This is a genomic window from Leuconostoc carnosum, assembly GCF_014207505.1.
In the GTDB taxonomy this organism is placed as follows: Bacteria; Bacillota; Bacilli; order Lactobacillales; family Lactobacillaceae; genus Leuconostoc; species Leuconostoc carnosum.
In genome coordinates this window covers 228611-248955 of the sequence record NZ_JACHGL010000003.1, presented here as the reverse complement: position 1 = coordinate 248955, position 20345 = coordinate 228611, and the positions used below count along the sequence as shown (strand labels likewise).

At 39.7% G+C, this 20345-nt stretch carries 27 protein-coding genes; 26 read left to right on the top strand and 1 reads right to left on the bottom strand.

Translation table 11 applies throughout. From position 1 onward, the window contains the following. The first annotated feature begins 125 nt into the window (after positions 1–125). Positions 126–2606, top strand: a complete 2481-nt coding sequence (locus tag HNQ98_RS04950; protein ID WP_135198002.1) for an ATP-dependent Clp protease ATP-binding subunit — start codon at positions 126–128, stop codon at positions 2604–2606. Positions 2607–2617: 11 nt separating this feature from the next. Here the strand turns inward: HNQ98_RS04950 and HNQ98_RS09370 are convergent, their stop codons facing one another. Beyond that, complete coding sequence (locus HNQ98_RS09370; protein ID WP_041773126.1) at positions 2618–3289, bottom strand: prepilin peptidase; 672 nt, start codon at positions 3287–3289, stop codon at positions 2618–2620. Between the two features lie 272 nt (positions 3290–3561). Between HNQ98_RS09370 and rpsL the strand changes: the two genes are divergently transcribed. The 25 genes from rpsL (at position 3562) to rplR (ending at position 20330) form a co-directional block, all read left to right on the top strand. After that, positions 3562–3975: a 30S ribosomal protein S12 gene (gene rpsL / locus HNQ98_RS04940; RefSeq protein ID WP_014973681.1), complete on the top strand. Its 414-nt coding sequence runs from the start codon at positions 3562–3564 to the stop codon at positions 3973–3975. Positions 3976–3990: 15 nt separating this feature from the next. Next, the gene (gene rpsG, locus HNQ98_RS04935) at positions 3991–4461 is read left to right on the top strand and encodes a 30S ribosomal protein S7 (protein WP_013103428.1); all 471 of its coding nucleotides are present in this window, start codon (positions 3991–3993) and stop codon (positions 4459–4461) included. Positions 4462–4630: 169 nt separating this feature from the next. Next, positions 4631–6742, top strand: coding sequence for an elongation factor G (gene fusA / locus HNQ98_RS04930; RefSeq protein ID WP_014973682.1), 2112 nt, complete (start codon positions 4631–4633; stop codon positions 6740–6742). Between the two features lie 153 nt (positions 6743–6895). After that, complete coding sequence (locus HNQ98_RS04925; RefSeq protein ID WP_014973683.1) at positions 6896–8089, top strand: MFS transporter; 1194 nt, start codon at positions 6896–6898, stop codon at positions 8087–8089. Positions 8090–8131: 42 nt separating this feature from the next. Next, a complete protein-coding gene (locus tag HNQ98_RS04920; protein ID WP_050995380.1) occupies positions 8132–9271 on the top strand; it encodes an ABC transporter ATP-binding protein in 1140 nt (379 codons plus the stop codon). Beyond that, entirely contained in the window at positions 9258–10085 is an 828-nt protein-coding gene (locus tag HNQ98_RS04915) for an ABC transporter permease (protein WP_041773177.1), read from the top strand. Before HNQ98_RS04920 ends, HNQ98_RS04915 begins: the two co-directional genes overlap by 14 nt. Positions 10086–10089: 4 nt before the next feature. Then, positions 10090–10917, top strand: a complete 828-nt coding sequence (locus tag HNQ98_RS04910) for an ABC transporter permease (RefSeq protein WP_014973686.1) — start codon at positions 10090–10092, stop codon at positions 10915–10917. A gap of 2 nt (positions 10918–10919) precedes the next feature. After that, the gene (locus tag HNQ98_RS04905; protein WP_014973687.1) at positions 10920–11999 is read left to right on the top strand and encodes an ABC transporter substrate-binding protein; all 1080 of its coding nucleotides are present in this window, start codon (positions 10920–10922) and stop codon (positions 11997–11999) included. Positions 12000–12333: 334 nt separating this feature from the next. Next, positions 12334–12642 (top strand): 30S ribosomal protein S10, encoded by a 309-nt coding sequence (gene rpsJ, locus HNQ98_RS04900; RefSeq protein ID WP_014973688.1) that lies wholly within the window; start codon positions 12334–12336, stop codon positions 12640–12642. 64 nt (positions 12643–12706) lie between these two features. Next, entirely contained in the window at positions 12707–13393 is a 687-nt protein-coding gene (gene rplC / locus HNQ98_RS04895) for a 50S ribosomal protein L3 (RefSeq protein WP_014973689.1), read from the top strand. Positions 13394–13425: 32 nt separating this feature from the next. After that, entirely contained in the window at positions 13426–14049 is a 624-nt protein-coding gene (rplD, locus tag HNQ98_RS04890) for a 50S ribosomal protein L4 (RefSeq protein WP_014973690.1), read from the top strand. After that, the gene (gene rplW / locus HNQ98_RS04885) at positions 14049–14336 is read left to right on the top strand and encodes a 50S ribosomal protein L23 (RefSeq protein ID WP_014973691.1); all 288 of its coding nucleotides are present in this window, start codon (positions 14049–14051) and stop codon (positions 14334–14336) included. Before rplD ends, rplW begins: the two co-directional genes overlap by 1 nt. A 22-nt stretch (positions 14337–14358) precedes the next feature. Next, positions 14359–15192 (top strand): 50S ribosomal protein L2, encoded by an 834-nt coding sequence (rplB, locus tag HNQ98_RS04880; RefSeq protein ID WP_014973692.1) that lies wholly within the window; start codon positions 14359–14361, stop codon positions 15190–15192. A 17-nt stretch (positions 15193–15209) separates the two neighbouring features. Continuing rightward, positions 15210–15491: a 30S ribosomal protein S19 gene (gene rpsS / locus HNQ98_RS04875; RefSeq protein ID WP_014973693.1), complete on the top strand. Its 282-nt coding sequence runs from the start codon at positions 15210–15212 to the stop codon at positions 15489–15491. Between the two features lie 16 nt (positions 15492–15507). Beyond that, the gene (rplV, locus tag HNQ98_RS04870; RefSeq protein ID WP_004911267.1) at positions 15508–15864 is read left to right on the top strand and encodes a 50S ribosomal protein L22; all 357 of its coding nucleotides are present in this window, start codon (positions 15508–15510) and stop codon (positions 15862–15864) included. Further along, complete coding sequence (gene rpsC, locus HNQ98_RS04865) at positions 15864–16535, top strand: 30S ribosomal protein S3 (RefSeq protein WP_014973694.1); 672 nt, start codon at positions 15864–15866, stop codon at positions 16533–16535. Before rplV ends, rpsC begins: the two co-directional genes overlap by 1 nt. A gap of 14 nt (positions 16536–16549) precedes the next feature. Further along, a complete protein-coding gene (rplP, locus tag HNQ98_RS04860) occupies positions 16550–16963 on the top strand; it encodes a 50S ribosomal protein L16 (protein WP_014973695.1) in 414 nt (137 codons plus the stop codon). Beyond that, complete coding sequence (rpmC, locus tag HNQ98_RS04855) at positions 16963–17169, top strand: 50S ribosomal protein L29 (RefSeq protein ID WP_014973696.1); 207 nt, start codon at positions 16963–16965, stop codon at positions 17167–17169. Before rplP ends, rpmC begins: the two co-directional genes overlap by 1 nt. Before the next feature lie 22 nt (positions 17170–17191). Continuing rightward, entirely contained in the window at positions 17192–17458 is a 267-nt protein-coding gene (gene rpsQ / locus HNQ98_RS04850; RefSeq protein WP_014973697.1) for a 30S ribosomal protein S17, read from the top strand. A 52-nt stretch (positions 17459–17510) separates the two neighbouring features. Further along, complete coding sequence (rplN, locus tag HNQ98_RS04845; protein ID WP_014973698.1) at positions 17511–17879, top strand: 50S ribosomal protein L14; 369 nt, start codon at positions 17511–17513, stop codon at positions 17877–17879. Positions 17880–17902: 23 nt separating this feature from the next. Continuing rightward, complete coding sequence (gene rplX / locus HNQ98_RS04840; RefSeq protein WP_014973699.1) at positions 17903–18211, top strand: 50S ribosomal protein L24; 309 nt, start codon at positions 17903–17905, stop codon at positions 18209–18211. Between the two features lie 23 nt (positions 18212–18234). Beyond that, complete coding sequence (rplE, locus tag HNQ98_RS04835) at positions 18235–18777, top strand: 50S ribosomal protein L5 (RefSeq protein ID WP_014973700.1); 543 nt, start codon at positions 18235–18237, stop codon at positions 18775–18777. A gap of 142 nt (positions 18778–18919) precedes the next feature. Further along, positions 18920–19318, top strand: a complete 399-nt coding sequence (gene rpsH / locus HNQ98_RS04830) for a 30S ribosomal protein S8 (protein ID WP_014973701.1) — start codon at positions 18920–18922, stop codon at positions 19316–19318. Between the two features lie 24 nt (positions 19319–19342). Further along, complete coding sequence (gene rplF / locus HNQ98_RS04825; RefSeq protein ID WP_014973702.1) at positions 19343–19879, top strand: 50S ribosomal protein L6; 537 nt, start codon at positions 19343–19345, stop codon at positions 19877–19879. Between the two features lie 97 nt (positions 19880–19976). Further along, positions 19977–20330 (top strand): 50S ribosomal protein L18, encoded by a 354-nt coding sequence (rplR, locus tag HNQ98_RS04820; protein ID WP_014973703.1) that lies wholly within the window; start codon positions 19977–19979, stop codon positions 20328–20330. The last annotated feature ends 15 nt before the right edge of the window (positions 20331–20345 follow it).

The window sequence follows — 20345 nt, the reverse complement described above, 5'->3', positions numbered from 1 at the left end:
TTGTAAAGTCGAAACAATGCGTTTCGACTTTTTGTATCATAAAACAAATTATTTCCTAATCATGGTCTAATGGGTTATAATATAAGTCAACATTAGACATCAATTGCCAAACTGGAGGGCACAACATGGATAACAATTATACAGCAAGTGCACAAAATGTATTAGTTTTGGCTCAGGAACAAGCAAAGTACTTTAAGCATCAAGCAGTTGGGACAGAACACCTATTACTTGCCTTAGCAATCGAAAAAGAAGGGATTGCTAGCAAAATATTAGGACAGTTCAATATTGCAGATGATGACATACGTGAAGAAATTGAGCACTTTACGGGCTATGGCATGACTTCACGCTATGATAAAAATAGTTACTTACCTTACTCACCTAAGGCAGCAGATATTTTACGACAAGCAGGTGAAGAGTCACAGGCTTTGGCACAACCAACAGTCGGGACAGAACATATTTTGCTCGCTTTACTACAAGACGAAAGTATTTTGTCATCACGAATTTTATTAGCGTTGGATGCTAATTTACAAGATATGCGACGTGCTGTTTTACGTAAATTAGGTATTACGGACGTCCGCAAGCAGATGAAACAACGTACGAAACAGCAACAGACTCAAGGAACACCGACTTTAGATGGGTTAGCGCGTGACCTGACACAAATAGCTAGCGAAGGCAATATGGATCCGATTATTGGACGTGCAAAAGAAGTACGTCGAGTGATTCAAATTTTATCACGCCGCACCAAAAATAATCCAGTGTTAATTGGAGAACCTGGTGTCGGTAAAACAGCGATTGCCGAAGGATTGGCACAAAAAATTATAGCTGGTGAGGTACCTAGTGCTCTACAAGGTAAGCGAGTAATGGCATTAGACATGGGATCATTAGTAGCTGGTACGAAGTATCGTGGTGAGTTTGAAGATCGTTTGAAAAAAATCATTGAAGAAATATATAATGATGGAAAAGTTATTTTATTTATTGATGAATTACACACTTTAATTGGTGCTGGTGGTGCTGAAGGCGCTATTGATGCGTCAAATATACTAAAGCCTGCTTTGGCACGTGGAGAATTACAAACATTAGGTGCGACAACTTTTGATGAGTATCAAAAGTATATTGAGTCAGATGCTGCATTAGAAAGGCGATTTGCTTCAGTGACAGTTGAAGAACCTTCACAAGAAGATGCTATTGCTATTTTAACTGGGATTCGGCCAAAATTTGAAGCACATCATCAAGTTCAAATTGATGATGAAGCGGTTAAAGCTGCTGTTAAATTGTCATCTCGTTACATCACAGATCGTTTTTTGCCGGATAAAGCGATTGATTTGATTGATGAAGCTGGGGCTAAAGTTCGTATTGATGCCTCTGATCAGCCCAAACCTATCAATAAAAAGGTAGCGCATTTAGAAGGAATTTCGGCTGCTAAAGATGCTGCTATTGCAGCGCTTGATTTTGAAGAGGCGGCACGTTTGAGAAAGCAAGAAGGCAAGTTGCAAACTCAAATTGCTCGAGCAGAGGCAAAAAAGGCTGCAAACGATGCTAATTCAGATCAACCACAATACAGCTTACATGTTACCGAGGAAGATATTGCTGAGGTAATCTCACAACAAACAGGCGTTCCGTTGACGCAGCTTGAAAAAAATGAGCAACAACGACTAGTTAATCTAGAGGATGTTTTAGGACGTCGAGTTGTTGGTCAAAAAGAGGCAGTTTCAGCCGTGGCACGTGCCATTCGTCGTGCGCGTTCTGGCTTAAAAGATCCCAATCGACCTATTGGAACATTTATGTTTTTAGGACCAACTGGGGTTGGTAAAACAGAATTAGCTAAGGCGCTAGCTGAGGCAATGTTTGGTAGTGAGGATAATATGGTCCGCATTGATATGTCAGAATATCAAGAGCGTTGGTCATCTTCACGTTTAATTGGTTCGGCACCTGGTTATGTTGGTTATGATGAGGGTGGACAATTGACTGAACAGGTACGTAATCACCCATATTCTGTTATTTTGTTAGATGAAGCGGAAAAAGCGCATCAAGATATCTTTAATCTCATGTTACAAGTATTTGATGATGGCTATTTGACAGATTCTAAGGGGAGAAAAGTTGATTTTAGAAATACAATCATTATTATGACTTCTAACTTAGGTGCAACACGCTTGCGTGATGAAAAATCTGTTGGATTTGGGGCTGTTGATTTAAAAAATGATAGTGAAGCAGTTGCTGAAAAGATTCGTGAAACATTAAAAGAAACATTCAGACCAGAATTTATTAACCGGTTAGACGAAACAATTGTGTTTAAATCATTAACCAAAGAAGAATTACATGAAATTGTGAAGTTGATGAGTCGTTCGGTATTACAACGTGTGGCAGAACAAGGGATTTCAGTGAAAATTACACCGGCAGCAATTGATGTTGTTGCGAGTGCAGGATTCGATCCGGAGTATGGTGCGCGTCCAATTCGTCGTGCGTTACAGACAAAAATCGAAGATGTATTGAGTGAAGAATTATTGCAAGGTAATATTACTACGGAAAGTGCAGTCACTATTGGCGCTAGAAATGGTGAAATTAAAGTTACTATTAAGCCCGTTAAAAAGGCATCTGCAAAATCATAATTAAAAGGCAATCACCCTGATATGAGGATGATTGCCTTTTGTGATAAAATAACGATAAGCCAACCAATGAACAGAAAGGGGACAAATGGCAGCTCGTGTGTGCGTTTGATTGTCAGATAAATTAAAGCAAGTATAGACGTTACAAACAAAGTTAGCGCAAATCCATTGAGATCATTAATCAAAGCTAAGTTAAGCAGTACTGGAATATCACCTGATCCCATCGCACGTCGAATAAAGACGAGCCATAGGCTGATTGATAGGATACTAAAAGTCATCAGAAGATGTTGTTTATCGTGTACGTGTATGATGAGATACACTAGCCAAGGGATAAGAAGGTAGGCATGAATACTTTTGTCATGCCAATCTTCTAGTGAAAAAAATAGTAAAAATAAGCCGGTGATCCAAAGTGGCGGATTGCTAAAAAGTAGAGTGCCTATAATCGTACCTAAGCATTCAAATATCGCAATATGGCAGCCAAAATATTGCTGACAGTATCGACATTTGCCTTTGAGCATGATTACCGAAATAATGGGTATAGTGTCGTACCATAATAGCATATGACCACAATGTAAACAAAATGATCTCTTGTGCAAGAGACTGATATGGTGGTTGATGCGATCGGCTAAGCACATAATTGTCGAAATAAGTGTTGCATTTAAAATAAAAATCAATGAAATAGTCATAAAGCATGATACGATGACTGTAAGAAAAATACACAAAGTGCATCACTAAATTCCTATTTAAATTAGACAATTAACTCTCTATTGACTTTTATTCTGATTCTGGTATTATATTTAACGTGCTTTTAAGTAATCTGTTCTGTGATCACATCACAACGTGCTGAACGGCGTTATAAAGGTAACTACCAACAGATTTCGAGTGAGCATTTTTGTTTAAAGACATTTATGACACACCTGGAACTGTGAAACTAGTAAAAATTTAAGGAGAATGTAGCATGCCTACAATTAATCAATTGGTTCGTAAGCCCCGCAAGTCACAGTTGACTAAGTCAAAGTCACCAGCTTTGAACTTCGGCTATAACTCAATGAAGAAGAAAGCAACAAATAACGTTGCACCACAAAAGCGTGGGGTAGCAACTCGTGTCGGAACAATGACACCAAAGAAGCCTAACTCAGCTTTGCGTAAGTACGCCCGTGTGCGTCTTTCAAACTTATATGAAGTGACAGCTTATATCCCAGGTATCGGCCACAACTTGCAAGAACACTCTGTTGTTTTGATTCGTGGTGGACGTGTTAAGGATTTGCCTGGTGTACGTTACCACGTTATCCGCGGTGCATTGGATACTGCGGGTGTTGATGGTCGTATGACATCACGCTCAAAGTACGGCACAAAGGCGCCAAAGAAGTAAGAAGGAGACTGACTAATGCCACGTAAAGGTTATACTAAGCGTCAGGAAGTTTTGCCTGACCCTATTTACAATTCAAAACTCGTTTCACGTTTGATCAACAAGTTGATGCTTGATGGTAAGCGCGGAACTGCTTCAACAATCCTATATGATGCTTTTGATCATATCAAGGAAGCTACTGGTAATGAACCATTGGAAGTTTTCGAACAAGCCATGGAAAATATCATGCCAGTATTGGAAGTTAAAGCTCGCCGTGTTGGTGGATCTAACTACCAAGTGCCAATCGAAGTGCGCCCTGACCGTCGTACAACATTGGGATTGCGTTGGTTGGTAAACTATTCACGTTTGCGTAACGAACACACAATGGACGAACGTTTAGCTAAGGAAATCATGGACGCCGCTAATGACACTGGCGCATCTGTTAAGAAGCGCGAAGATACACACAAGATGGCTGAAGCTAACCGTGCATTTGCTCACTATCGTTGGTAATATAAACAACACAGCTTACTGGCTGTGATAGTTGTTTATTCCTACCATGCAATAATAGTGTAAAATGACAGTAGATGGTACGACGCTGCCAGCGTTTACCGTCAAAAAGCGAACACAATTCTGTGTCGCTTTTTGTTGCATATAGAACAAAACCAGGAGATAACTCACAATGGCAAAACGTGAATACCCACTAGATCGTACACGTAATATTGGTATCATGGCCCACATTGATGCGGGTAAGACGACCACTACGGAACGTATCTTGTACTATACCGGTAAAATTCACAAAATTGGTGAAACACATGATGGTGCTTCACAAATGGATTTCATGGAACAAGAAAAAGAACGTGGAATCACGATTCAATCAGCCGCAACAACAGCTGTTTGGCATGGTTTCTTTGATCAATTCGCTAAGACACCTTACCGTGTTAATATTATCGATACACCAGGTCACGTGGACTTCACTATCGAAGTTGAACGTGCTCTGCGTGTGCTTGATGGTGCCGTAGCCGTACTTGATGGTGCTGCTGGTGTTGAACCTCAGACCGAAACTGTTTGGCGTCAAGCAACAACATATGACGTACCACGTATCGTGTTTGTTAACAAGATGGATAAGATGGGCGCTGATTTCCAAATGTCAGTTGACTCAATCCACGAACGTTTGCAAGTCAATGCGGAAGCTATTCAATGGCCTATTGGTGCAGAAGATGACTTCGAAGCTGTTATTGATTTAATCACAGAAGAAGCTTATTATCCAGTCGATGACTTGGGTGAAAAGTGGGAACCACGTGAAATTCCTGCAGAATTGAAAGATTTAGCAGACGAGAAGCATAATACATTGATTGAAGCAGTTGCTGATGTTGATGATGAATTGATGGAAAAGTATCTTGAAGGTGAAGAGATTTCAGTTGATGAATTGAAAGCTGCAATCCGTCGCGCGACTTTGGCATTACAGTTCTACCCAGTTCTTGCAGGTTCTGCCTACAAGGATAAGGGTGTTCAAATGATGTTGGATGCTGTTGTTGATTACCTACCAGGACCTTTGGATGTTAAACCATATATTGCTAATGATCCAAAAACTGGTGAAGAAGTTGATTTGATTGCTGATGATGACAAGTCGTTTGCTGCCTTGGCTTTCAAGATCATGACAGATCCATTCGTTGGCCGTCTAACATTTATGCGTGTTTATACAGGTACTTTGAAATCAGGATCATATGTACAAAATACATCATCTGATTCACGTGAACGTGTTGGTCGTTTGCTACAAATGCATGCGACATCACGTACTGAAATTGAAGAAGTATTTTCAGGTGATATTGCCGCAGCTATTGGTTTGAAAAACACAACAACTGGTGATTCTTTGACATCTGTTGATCATCAATTGGTACTTGAATCAATGGAATTCCCAGAACCTGTGATTGAATTAGCTATCGAACCAAAGACTAAGGCTGATCAAGATAAGTTGTCAAATGCTATCCAAAAGTTAGCGGAAGAAGATCCATCATTCCGTGCAACTACAAACCAAGAAACTGGTGATACTTTGATCGCTGGTATGGGTGAGTTGCAGTTGGATATTATGGTTGACCGTATGCGTCGTGAGTTTAACGTTGAAGCAACTGTTGGTGCACCACAAGTTGCTTACCGTGAAGCTTTCACAAAGACAGTTCAAGCACGTGGATTCTTCAAGCGTCAATCTGGTGGTAAAGGTCAATATGGTGATGTTTATATTGAATTCTCCCCAAATGAAGAAGGTGCAGGATTCGAATTCGATGACGCTATCGTTGGTGGTGTAGTTCCTCGTGAATATATTCCATCTGTTGAAGCTGGTTTGAAGGATGCATTGAATGCAGGTCCTTTGGCTGGATTCCCATTGGTTGATTTGAAGGCTAAGTTGTACGATGGTTCATATCACGATGTCGATTCTTCTGAAGCTGCCTTTAAGATTGCTGCATCTTTGGCATTGAAGGAAGCTGCTAAGACTGCTGGTGCTGTTATCCTTGAACCAATCATGGCTGTTGATATTGTTGCGCCTGAAGACAACCTTGGTGATGTTATGGGACACGTTTCAGCACGCCGTGGTATGATTGAAGGACAAGAATCACGTGGACCTGTTTTGGCTGTTAAAGCTAAGGTGCCTTTGTCAGAAATGTTTGGCTATGCAACTACTTTGCGTTCAGCTACACAAGGTCGTGGTACTTTCCAAATGGTATTCGATCACTATGAAGCCGTTCCTAAGAACATTCAAGAAGAAATCATCAAGAACAGTGGTGAAGAGAAATAATTAAAGTTTGATTTGTTGGCTATCTGTTTGATGACATATAATCAAGGATACTAACAGACAATAAAATTAATTTTAAACTGACTGATGGTTCAGTATAAACGGTGTCACTCTTATGAGTGACACCGTTTTAATTTAAATATTTTTGGAGAAATTATGAATAGACAATACAGTAAATTCCTGATACCCGGCATTATAGTGGTTGGCATGGTCTTGCGTTTACCATTTACTTCGATACCGCCGATTATTAGTGATATTGCTAAATCACAACATGTGTCGGTGGAACAATTGGGTATTTTGACAACAGTGCCATTGATTGCCTTTGCAGTATTTTCGTCAATTGTACCGAAAATAGCAGAAAAATTGGGATTAGAACGTGCTTTTGCATTGATGTTGCTGTTGATGACTATTGGATCATTAATGCGTATTGTTAATACACCTTTCTTGTATTTTGGTACGTTGTTGATTGGTATTGGCATTGCGCATATGAATGTTTTATTACCAAGTGTTGTACGAACTTATTTTCCGAGTAGAATTGGACCAGTAACATCAATATTTGTTTTTAGTATGGGTTTGGCAACTGCAGTCGGATCAAGTTTGGCGGCACCTATTACGCATGCCACGAATTGGCATGTTTTCGTGATTATTTTGACATTACTGTTAGGCTTAGCATTACTCGTTTGGTTGCCAAATGTTGTTTTTTCAAATAAAAATAAGGCTAAACGTGCGACATTAAAAAGTAGTACGTTACCATTAACAAGTACGCGCGTTTGGCAGAATAAGTATGCTTGGATGTTGTTGTTTTTTAGTGGTATGCAATCAGCTATGTTCTATGTGATAATGGCTTGGGGACCAACCATGGCCATACAAAGCGGCTTATCAGCTACAGTTGCTGGTCTGTTTGTCGGAATTAATGCCTTAATTGGCTTACCATTTGCTTTGATAGTACCAACAATTATAGCGCATTTCAATAGTAGACAGCGGCAGATATTTGTGGCAAGTTTCTCGACGATTGGTATCATTGGCTATGTCTTATTATTGGTACCACAAGATACTTTTGGTTACTGGCTGACCATTAATTTATTTATCGGTGTTAGCACTGCATCGCTTTTTCCTTATGTGATGGCAACATTTGGTTTAAAAACTAGTACACCAAGTCAAACAGCACAACTCTCTGGTATGGCACAAAGTGGCGGTTATTTAATTGCAGCATGTGGACCTGCTTTATTTGGTTATGGTTTTATTTGGTTTAACAGCTGGAAACCGCAGATTATAGTAATAACCGTGCTGTTTATTATAATGACTATCGTAATTATTTTGGTGGAAAAACAAGATAAAATATTAAAGTGAAAAAGCATGTAACGGATGAAGTTGCATGCTTTTCTTGTTACAATGTACTTATTGACTAAAAGTGAGGATTGGGCATTGACTAATACATCAACACCAATTATTGAGTTTAAAAACATTAGTTTATCATATGATGATAATGAAGTTTTGAAGAATATTGATTTGGAACTTGAAGCAGGTAAATTTTATACGTTATTAGGACCTTCAGGTTCAGGAAAAACGACTATCTTAAATTTGATTTCCGGTCAGTTAACTGCAACACACGGCAATATATTGTTTGAAGGCAATGTTATTAATGATGTGCCTGTTGAAAAACGTAATATGAATACGGTTTTTCAAGATTACGGATTGTTTCCAAATATGAATGTTTATGACAATGTGGCTTTCGGACCAAGTATTAAAGGTATGAATAAAGCCACGATTAAGACAAAAGTCACAGAAATGCTTGATTTAGTGAAATTAAGTCAGTTTGCTGATCGAGAAATTAATGAATTGTCCGGTGGTCAGCGTCAACGTGTAGCAATCGCACGTGCTTTAGCAAATGATCCAGAGATATTATTGTTAGATGAGCCATTATCGGCATTAGATTATAAGTTACGTAAGGATATGCAGTCTGAATTACGCGAAATTCAACAGCGTTTGGGGATTACTTTTGTTTTCGTAACACATGATCAAGAAGAAGCCTTGGCTATGTCGGATTGGATTTTCGTCATGAACGATGGTGTCATACAACAAAATGGTTCACCGGAAGATATTTATGACGAGCCGATTAACCATTTTGTTGCTGATTTTATTGGCGAATCAAATATCTTAGATGGTATTATGAAAGCCGATTATTTGGTGCATTTCGTAGGTAAAGATTTTGAAAATGTTGATGCTGGTATGCGACCAAACGAACGTGTTGAGGTTGTTTTACGTCCAGAAGATTTGGATTTGACGACAGTAGATCAGGCTAAGTTAATTGTAACAATTGAAGACCAGTCATTTCGAGGGGATTATTATGAAATCACCGCTATTGATGATGATGGTAATGAATGGCAAGTACAAGCTACTAATAAAGCAACCGTGGGCTCGCGGCTAGGCTTAACGTTTGATCCCGAAGATATTCATATTATGCGATTTAATGAATCTGAGGATGACTTTGATGCACGCTTGGAGAGTTATGATGATGATGCCGCGGAGTAAGAAACAACGTCAATTATTCTATCTAGTGCCATATGGTGCGTGGCTGCTGTTATTCGTAATTGTACCGCTGTGCCTACTTGTTGTTCAATCTTTAATGACTCAAAACGGGCATTTTACGCTGAATAACTATGCTATATATTTTTCCAGTGGTACGTATTTACGGATGACATTTAACTCAGTTTGGTTTGCTTTTTTAATTACAATTATCACCTTAATTATCAGTTATCCTACGGCTTATTTTTTGAATCAATTAAAGCAAAAACAATTCTGGTTACTTTTAATTATTTTACCTACTTGGATTAATTTGTTATTAAAGACGTATGCATTTATTGGTTTATTATCGAAAACAGGATCAGTAAATACTTTCTTGAATTTGTGGGGAATCGCGCCTAAACAGTTATTGTTTTCTGATTGGAGTTTTCTCTTAGTTGCGGCCTATATTGAAATCCCCTTTATGATTTTACCTATTTTTAATTCATTAGCTGAAATCAACCCACGATTAGAGCAAGCTAGTCGTGATTTAGGTGCAAATAAATGGCAGACGTTACGGTATGTAACTGTGCCGCTATCTATGACAGGTGTCAAAGCTGGGATTCAAGCAGTCTTTATCCCGAGTTTGTCATTATTTATGATCACACGTTTAATCGGTGGTAACCGTGTCATTACCTTGGGTACAGCCATTGAAGAACACTTTTTGGTCACGCAAAATTGGCACTTAGGTTCAACGATTGGTGTTATTTTGATTATTGCGATGGTCATTACGATGAGTATTACTCGTGATCGCGTCCGTAAGCATTCACGAAAGCGAGGCTGAGATAATGTATAAAAAAATTAAATGGTCTTACTTATATTTGTTATTCGTCTTTATATTGTTATATTTACCTATTTTCTTTCTGGTTGTCTATTCTTTCAACGCAGGGGATGTCATGCAAGGATGGGATGGCTTTTCACTTAAGCATTATAATGAATTATTTGCTGATACCCGCATATTAGAAATTATTGTTAACACCTTTTTGATTGCTTTGTTGTCATCACTTTTGGCAACGGTTATTGGCACAGCTGGTGCATTGTATATATATAATCAAACAAACGCGCTGACGAAAAATATTTTTCTGTCATTAAATAATATCTTATTGGTATCGCCGGATGTTATTATTGGTGCTTCTTTCTTAATTTTATTTACGGTAGTAGGATTTTCGCTTGGTTTTGTTTCAGTATTATTGGCACATATTGCCTTTAGTATTCCTATTGTAGTATTGATGGTCTTGCCACGACTGCAAGAAATGAACCAGTCATTAGTAATCGCTGCAAAAGATTTAGGTGCTGGTAATTGGCAAATGCTTTCGCGCGTTATTTTACCGGTCATCTCACCAGGCATATTAGCAGGATTTTTTATGGCTTTGACTTACTCATTAGATGACTTCGCTGTGACATTTTTCGTGACAGGTAATGGTTTCTCAACGTTATCAGTAGAAATTTACTCTCGTGCACGACAAGGTGTGAGCCTGGAAATTAACGCCTTGTCTGCGATGATGTTTTTGGTATCGTTAGCATTGGTGTTCATATATTATGTCATCTCGACACGTTTTGCAAAAAGTAAGAAACGTGGAACACGCCTCGTCTTACCTGCATCGGAGGGCTTATAATCATGAAGAAAATACTTGTTAGTGTTTTATCATTGTTTGTGTTGCTTATGATGTTGTTTGGCTTAAAAAATTATTTTTCTACACAAACAGGTTCTGGTGTATCATCAGGGAAGGTGTTGAATCTTTATAATTGGGGAGATTACATTGATCCAGCGTTACTTAAAAAGTTTACGCGCGAAACAGGTTATAAGGTAAGTTACGAAACATTTGATTCTAATGAAGCGATGTATACCAAAATCAAACAGGGTGGCACTTCTTATGACCTAACCATTCCTTCCGAATATATGCTAGAAAAAATGAAGAAAGAAAATTTGTTACTACCTCTAGACCACAGTCGATTAACTGGTTTAAAAAATTATGATGATCGCTTTCTCAATCAAATTTTTGATCGAGGTAACAAATATTCTTTACCATATTTCTGGGGAACATTGGGTATTCTGTATAATGATAAATTTGTAAATGCTAAAGATATTAAACATTGGGATGATTTGTGGTCGACAAAATTTAGAAATAAAATTATGCTGATTGATTCTGCCAGAGATGTTTTGGGATTTACTTTGATGACACAAAATAAATCTGTCAATACACGTTCAGCTGCTGACTTGGCTGCGGCACAGGGAAAACTAACGACATTAATGCCTAATGTTAAAGCTATTGTGGCCGATGAAATTAAAATGTACATGGCTCAAGAAGAGGCGGCAATTGCCATCACATATTCGGGTGAAGCTGCTGAAGCCATGTCGAATAATAGTCATTTGCATTATCTTGTGCCTAGCGAGGGCTCTAACTTATGGTTTGATAATATTGTCATGCCAAGAACAGCTAAACACAAGGATGCGGCCTATGCCTTTTTGAATTTTATGAACGATCCAAAAAATGCAGCGCAAAATGCTGAATACATTGGTTATGCGACACCTAATAAAAAAGCTTTCCAAATGTTACCAAAAGCAATTCGTACAGATCAACAATTTTATCCAAACGCTAAGGTTGTTGAGCGCCTGCAAGTGTATGATGATTTGGGACGAAAATGGACTGAGAAGTATAATGATGCTTTCTTAGAATTTAAGATGACACAACGCTAATAAATAAAATAGACAACGCTAACGTTGTTTTTTATTTGATACAACTTTTAAAATTGATTAGAAATATGGGCATAAGCGGTGATCATAAAAAGTCGAATTAAATCGTGCTAAAAGCCTTGCATTGTGATTGCTTTTTTGGTATTATATTTAAGTACGCTTTTGAGAAGGTCATTACATAAACCGCTCAAAATACTGGTGTATCAATATTTAGCGATGATGGTTAAGGTTGCGACACGCGCGGCCGCGTTGCCGAGGGCGCGCAAAACACAAGCAGTGTTGTCGGTTTTTAATCGGAGTTAGCTGATTTACAAAATCAACGAGGAGGCACGAAATAATGGCACAAAAGAAGATCCGTATCCGTTTGAAGGCATACGAACACCGTATCTTAGATCAATCAGCAGAAAAAATTGTTGAAACAGCTAAGCGTACGGGCGCAGGAATTGCTGGCCCTATCCCATTGCCAACTGAACGTACATTGTATACAGTTCTACGTTCACCACATAAGCACAAGGATAGCCGTGAACAATTTGAAATGCGCACGCACAAGCGTTTGATCGATATTGTGAACCCTACTGACAAGACAGTTGACGCATTGCGTAAACTTGAATTGCCATCAGGTGTTGCAATTGAAATCAAGTTATAATCTTAACGGATACATTTCAGACCTCACTGAGGCAAAATTAAGAAAATAATTAAGGAGATTAGTCATGACTAAAGGTATCTTAGGCCGTAAAGTCGGTATGACTCAGGTTTTCACTGAAACTGGTGAATTGATCGCCGTAACTGTTGTTGAAGCTACACCTAACACTGTTTTGCAAGTTAAAAATGCAGAAACAGATGGGTATAATGCATTACAACTTGGTTACCAAGATAAGCGCGCAGTTTTGTCAAACAAACCTGAACAAGGTCACGCTTCTAAAGCAAACACGACCCCTAAGCGCTACGTTCGTGAAATCCGCAATGCGGAAGGCGAATTTAACGCAGGGGATGAGATCAAGGTTGATACATTCGCAGCTGGTGATTACGTCGACGTAACCGGAATCACGAAGGGACATGGCTTCCAAGGTAACATCAAGAAAGATGGTCAGTCTCGTGGACCTATGGCTCACGGTTCTCGTTACCACCGTCGCCCAGGTTCAATGGGTGCTGTTATCAACCGTGTATTTAAGGGTAAGCTATTACCTGGACGCATGGGTAACAACAAGCGCACAATGCAAAATGTTGCTATCGTTCATGTTGACGTTGAAAATAACTTGTTGTTGTTGAAGGGTAACGTCCCTGGTGCAAACAAGTCACTTTTGACAGTTAAGTCAACTGTTAAAGTTAATGCAAAGCATCCTGAAGTTAAGATGGCTGGTGCCTCTGCATCTGCTGTTGCAACTGAAGAAGCTTAATATAATTTATATAGAAAGGAGAACAATCAATCATGACTAAAGTTGCTGTATTAAAGCAAGATGGTAGTCAAGCCACTGAAATCGAATTAAACGATACAGTTTTTGCTATCGAACCTAATAACGCCGTTATTACAGACGCCGTTTTGATGCAACGTGCATCAATGCGTCAAGGTACACATTCTGTTAAAAATCGTTCAGCGGTTTCTGGTGGTGGACGTAAGCCTTGGAAACAAAAGGGTACTGGTCGTGCACGTGCCGGTTCAATTCGCGAACCGCAATTCCGTGGCGGTGGTATTGTCTTCGGACCTACACCTCGCTCATATGCATACCGCATTAACCGTAAAGCATACCAATTGGCTTTGAAGTCAGTTTTGTCACAAAAGGTTTCTGATGGAAAGTTAGTTGTTGTCGATGCTTTGTCATTTGAGGCACCTAAGACACAAGACTTTAAAAAAGTTTTGACAAACTTGTCAGCTAGCACAAAAACATTAGTAGTTGTTGATGAAGATAACGAAAATGCAATCTTGTCAGCACGTAATTTGGCTAATGTTCAAGTTATGACAACAAAGGGTATTAACGTACTTGATGTTGTTAATGCAGATAAGCTGGTGATTGTTCAATCATCAATCGAAGAAATCCAAGGAGGTCTTGCCTAATGGATGCACGCGATATTATCCGTCGCCCTATCATCACTGAAGCATCAATGGCGCAAACTGAACGTAAGCGCTATGTCTTCGAAGTTGATGTCCGCGCTACAAAGCCTCAAATCAAGAAGGCTATTGAAGAAATTTTTGACGTTCAAGTTTCTGGCTTGAACACAGCAAATGTCCGTGGTAAGAAAAAGCGTCAGGGCCGTTATGTTGGTTACACACGTAAGTTGAAAAAGGCAACGGTAACGTTGTCAAAAAATTCAAAAGATATTCAAATTTTTAACGAAGGTTAATTCTAAATAGGAGGATAAGACATTGGCTATCAAGAAGTATAAGCCAACCTCTAACGGACGTCGTAATATGACGACTTCAGATTTTTCTGAAGTTACAAAATCAACGCCCGAAAAGAGTTTGTTGGCAAAAAAGTCAAAGACTGGAGCTCGTAATAATTCTGGTCGTATGACAGTGCGTCACCATGCTGGTGGGCACAAGCAAGCCTACCGTGTGGTAGATTTCAAGCGTATTAAAGATAACAAGACAGCTACTGTTAAAGCTATCGAATATGATCCAAATCGTACTGCCAATATTGCTTTGGTTGTGTATGAAGATGGTATTAAGTCATATATCTTGGCGCCAAAAGGACTTAAGGTTAACGATAAAGTACAATCTGGTCCTGATGCCGACATTAAGATCGGCAATGCCTTGCCATTAGGTATCATTCCTGAAGGTACTTTGATTCATAATATTGAATTAAAGCCTGGTAAAGGTGGTCAATTGGCTCGCTCAGCTGGAACGTCAGCACAAATCTTAGGTAAAGATGGAAAATATGTCATTGTACGTCTTACATCAGGTGAAGTTCGTTTGGTCCTAGCGACTAACCGTGCAACAATTGGTGAAGTCGGTAATGCTGAACATTCATTGATTAACTGGGGTAAAGCTGGACGTAACCGTTGGCGTGGAAAGCGTCCACATGTTCGTGGATCAGTAATGAACCCTAACGATCATCCGCATGGTGGTGGTGAAGGTAAAGCACCAGTTGGTCGTCCAAGTCCTATGTCACCATGGGGTAAGAAGACCGCTGGTAAGAAGACTCGCGATAATAAGAAGGCGTCAACAAAGCTTATCGTTCGCGGTCGTAAGAGTAAGTAAGGGAAAGGAGATAACTAATGGCTCGTAGTTTAAAAAAGGGACCATTTGCGGACCCACACTTGCTTAAGAAGATTGAGGCGCAAGTTGATTCTGAAAAGAAATCTGTAATCAAGACTTGGTCACGTCGTTCAACAATCTTCCCAAGCTTTATCGGTTTCACAATTGCCGTTTATGATGGTCGCAAGCATGTCCCAGTTTATGTCCAAGAAGACATGGTTGGGCACAAGTTGGGCGAATTTGTTCCAACTCGTACATTCAAAGGTCACAAGGCTGATGATAAAAAGACTGGTAAAAAATAAAGGAGGAAATTGAAAAATGGCTGAACAAGTTACTTCAGCTCGTGCGACAGCCAAGATCGTTCGCGTTGCCCCTCGTAAGGCACGCTTGGTTCTTGACACAATTCGTCGTAAGAGCGTTAACGAAGCATACGCAATTTTGAAGTTCCTACCTAACACTTCTACTGAAGATATTTACAAGGTTTTGAACTCAGCAGTTGCTAATGCTGAAAATAACTTCTCATTAGACCGAGAAGATCTTATTGTGAAGGAAGCCTTTGCTAACGAAGGACCTACGCTTAAGCGTTTCCGTCCTCGTGCCAAGGGTTCTGCTTCACCTATCAATAAGCGTACAAGCCACATTACAATTGTGGTTGCTGAGAAGGAGGCAAAGTAATGGGTCAAAAGATTAACCCTACTGGATTCCGTGTTGGCGTTATTCGCGACTGGGATGCAAAGTGGTTTGCTGACAAGGCTGATTATGCTAACCAACTTCACGAAGACTTGCGTATTCGTAAGTATATCGAAAAGAATTTAGCGGACGCCGCAGTTGATCGCATCGAAATTGAACGTAGCACAAAATCTCGTGTTGACGTTTCTGTTCACACAGCTAAGCCGGGCATGGTTATTGGTAAAGGTGGTTCCGAGGTTGAAAAGCTTCGTACACAACTTGCCAAATTGACTGATGTTGATGAAAAGGGACGTTCAAAACGTGTCTTTATCAATATTGTTGAAATCAAGAAACCTGATTTGTCTGCTCATTTAGTTGGACAACAAATTGCTGGTGATTTGGAACGCCGTGTTGCTTTCCGTCGCGCAATGCGTGGTGCTATTCAACGCACAACACGTTCAGGTGCTAAGGGTATCAAAGTAATGGTTTCTGGTCGTTTGAACGGCGCAGATATTGCTCGTATTGAACAATATACTGAAGGAACCGTGCCTTTGCATACTTTACGCGCAGATATTGATTATTCATGGGACGAAGCAATGACTGCTTACGGTAACTTGGGTATCAAAACTTGGATTTATCGTGGTGACATTTTACCACAAAAAAAGAACAGTAAGTAAGGAGGGAAGCAAACATGTTAGTACCAAAGCGTGTTAAATTCCGTCGTGTACACCGTGGTCACATGCGTGGCGAAGCAAAAGGTGGCAAGACGGTATCATTCGGTGAATATGGCTTGCAAGCAACAACTTCAAGTTGGATTACTAACCGTCAAATTGAAGCTGCCCGTACTGCAATGACACGTTATATGAAACGTGGTGGTAAGGTTTGGATTAAAATCTTCCCTCACAAATCATATACATCTAAAGGTGTCGGTGTTCGAATGGGTAACGGAAAAGGTGCACCTGAAGGTTGGGTTGAACCAGTTAAACGTGGTAAGGTAATGTTTGAAGTCGCAGGTGTTCCTGAAGCAACTGCGCGTGAAGCATTACGTTTAGCACAACACAAGTTGCCTGTACGTACAAAGATTATTGCTCGGGAGGCTGAATAATGGCTAAAGCAAGTGAGTTAAAAGAATTGTCACTTGCGGATTTGCAAAAGCACGAAGCCGAATTCAAGGAAGAATTATTCAACCTACGTTTTCAATTGGCTACTGGTCAACTTGAAAACACGGCACGTATTGCACAAGTTCGTAAGGACATTGCACGAGTTAAGACAATTATCCGTGCACAAGAATTGGCAAATGCCAATAAATAAGACGAAAGGAAGAAGCTGAAAAATGAGTGAAGAACGTAATGCTCGTAAGGTTTACCAAGGCCGTGTTGTATCAGATAAGATGGACAAAACAATTACTGTTGCTGTTGATACTTATGTGACTCATCCTGTTTATGGTAAGCGTGTTAAGTACACAAAGAAGTTTAAAGCCCATGATGAAAACAATAGCGCTAAGGATAACGATATTGTTCAAATCATGGAAACACGTCCTTTGTCTGCAACTAAGCACTTCCGTTTGGTTAAGATCGTTGAAGAGGCAGTTATTCTCTAATTCGTTCGATACTAAATCGTCGTAATTAATTGCTAACTAAGGAGGAAGAACCATGATTCAACAAGAGAGTCGTTTAAAAGTGGCTGACAACTCTGGCGCACGTGAAATCTTGACGATTAAAGTGCTCGGTGGTTCAGGCCGTAAGTTTGCTGGTGTAGGGGACGTTATTGTTGCTACAGTTAAGCAAGCTATCCCTGGTGGTAACGTAAAGAAGGGTGACGTCGTTAAGGCTGTTATCGTTCGTACTGTTTCTGACGTTCGTCGTACAGATGGTTCATACATCAACTTTGATGAAAATGCCGCTGTTATCGTTAAGGACGACAAGTCACCAGTTGGTACACGTATTTTTGGCCCTGTTGCACGTGAATTGCGTGACAGCAACTATATGCGTATCGTTTCATTGGCACCAGAAGTGCTCTAATACTGACAAGGAGGAGCCAAATCATGTTTGTAAAAACAGGTGATAAGGTTCGCGTCATTGCCGGCAAAGATAAGGGAAAAGAAGGCACAATCACTAAGACTGTTGCTGGAACAGAACGTGTCATTGTCGAAAACGTGAACATCGTTAAAAAGCATCAAAAGCCTTCTAACGAATACCCACAGGGTGGTGTTATCGATATCGAAGCACCAATCCACGTATCAAACGTGCAACTGCTTGACCCTTCAACAAATGAACCAACTAAAGTTGCGTTCAAAATTGAAGATGGCAAGAAAGTTCGCGTATCTAAAAAGTCTGGTAACGTACTAGGCTAATATTGAAAGGTGAAATCATTTTCATGGCTAACGCATTAAAAGAAAAATATGTTAATGAAGTTCAACCTGCTTTGATCGAAAAGTTTAACTTTAAATCATCAATGCAAGCACCAAAAATTGAGAAGATTGTTCTTAATATGGGTGTTGGTGATGCAGTTTCAAACTCAAAGAACTTGGATGAAGCGGTTGAAGAATTGAAGTTGATTGCTGGTCAACAGCCAGTAATTACAAAGGCAAAGAAGTCAATCGCTGGTTTCCGATTGCGTGAAGGTATGGCAATTGGAACTAAGGTTACATTACGTGGCGAACGTATGTATGAATTCTTAGACAAGTTGATCAATGTTTCATTGCCTCGTGTTCGTGATTTCCGTGGTGTATCATCAAAGGCCTTTGATGGTCGTGGTAATTACACTTTAGGTATTCGTGAACAATTGATTTTCCCAGAAATCGATTTCGACAAAGTAAACCGCGTACGTGGCTTGGACATTGTTGTTGTAACAACTGCCCAAAGCGATGAAGAAGGTCGCGAATTATTGGCACTTTTGGGTCTACCATTTGCCAAGTAATTAGTCGTTAAAAAACGCTTGTTACTCTTAATTAAAAAAGAGTGACGCGTTTTTAACTGTTATTGACGAAAATAGTCTATAATAGTTAAGAGCGTGTCATTTAACTATGTCTCGTTCAAAAATAAAAGGAGGATATCGATAGATGTCTATGACTGATCCAATTGCTGATTTATTGACACGTATTCGTAATGCCAATTTGGCACATCACGAAATCGTTGAAATTCCAGCATCAAAAATTAAAAAGAGCATTGCTGAAATTCTGAAATCAGAAGGTTTCATCCGCGATGTGGAATACATTGAAGATAACAAGCAAGGTGTTATCCGTGTATTTCTTAAGTACGGTGAAGACCGTAACCGCGTGATTACAGGAATTAAGCGTGTTTCAAAGCCAGGTTTACGTAAGTATACTAAGGCTGACGCACTACCAAAGGTTTTGAATGGTTTGGGAATTGCTATTATCTCAACTTCTGCAGGTGTTATCACTGATAAAGAAGCACGTTCAAAGCAAGTTGGTGGCGAAGTTCTCGCTTACGTTTGGTAATATATCTAAGAAAGGAGACTTACCATGAGCCGTATTGGAAATAAAGTAATTACATTACCAGCAGGTGTTGAAGTATCACATGAAGATAACACTGTCACTGTTAAAGGCCCTAAGGGAACATTATCACGTGAAATAGCATCACAAATTTCGATGTCTATCGAAGGCACTGAGGTTGCATTTTCACGTGCTAGTGACGACAGTAAGACAAGAGCTTTGCATGGTACAACGCGTGCAAACGTTGCTAACATGGTTGAAGGTGTATCTGAAGGATTCACTAAGACATTGAAGCTTGTTGGTGTTGGATACCGTGCTGCAAAGTCAGGATCAAAGTTGACTTTGTCAGTTGGGTACTCACACCCAGTTGTCTTTGAAGATCGCGAAGAGTTGACAGTTGAAGTGCCAGATGCATTGACTATCAAAATTTCAGGTATTTCAAAGCAAAAAGTTGGAGATTTAGCAGCTGAAATTCGTGCTGTTCGTTCACCAGAACCTTATAAAGGTAAAGGTATTCGTTACGAAGGTGAAGTTGTTCGTCGTAAGGAAGGTAAGACTGGAAAGTAAAAACCTATTTAGGTTCTTATTTAGACAGTGTTATTAACTTGTAAAACTAATAAATATATTAAAATGGTGAAAGCCATCAGAAAAGGAAAGCACAGCTATGATTTCAAAACCAGATAAAAATAAGCTCCGCGTAAAGCGCCACAAGCGTGTTCGTGGAAAGATTTCTGGTACTGCTGCTCGCCCACGTTTGAACGTATTTCGTTCTAATGCAAACATCTACGCGCAATTAATTGATGACGTAGAGGGTGTAACGCTAGCAAGTGCCTCAAGCCATGATACAGAAGTATCAGGTACAAAAACGCAACAAGCTACTAAAGTTGGTGAATTGATCGCTACACGTGGAAAAGCTGCAGGACTCGAAGATGTTATCTTTGATCGTGGTGGCTACTTGTACCACGGTCGTGTTCAAGCATTAGCAGAATCAGCCCGTGAAAACGGTTTGAAGTTCTAAGGAAAGGAGGAATAT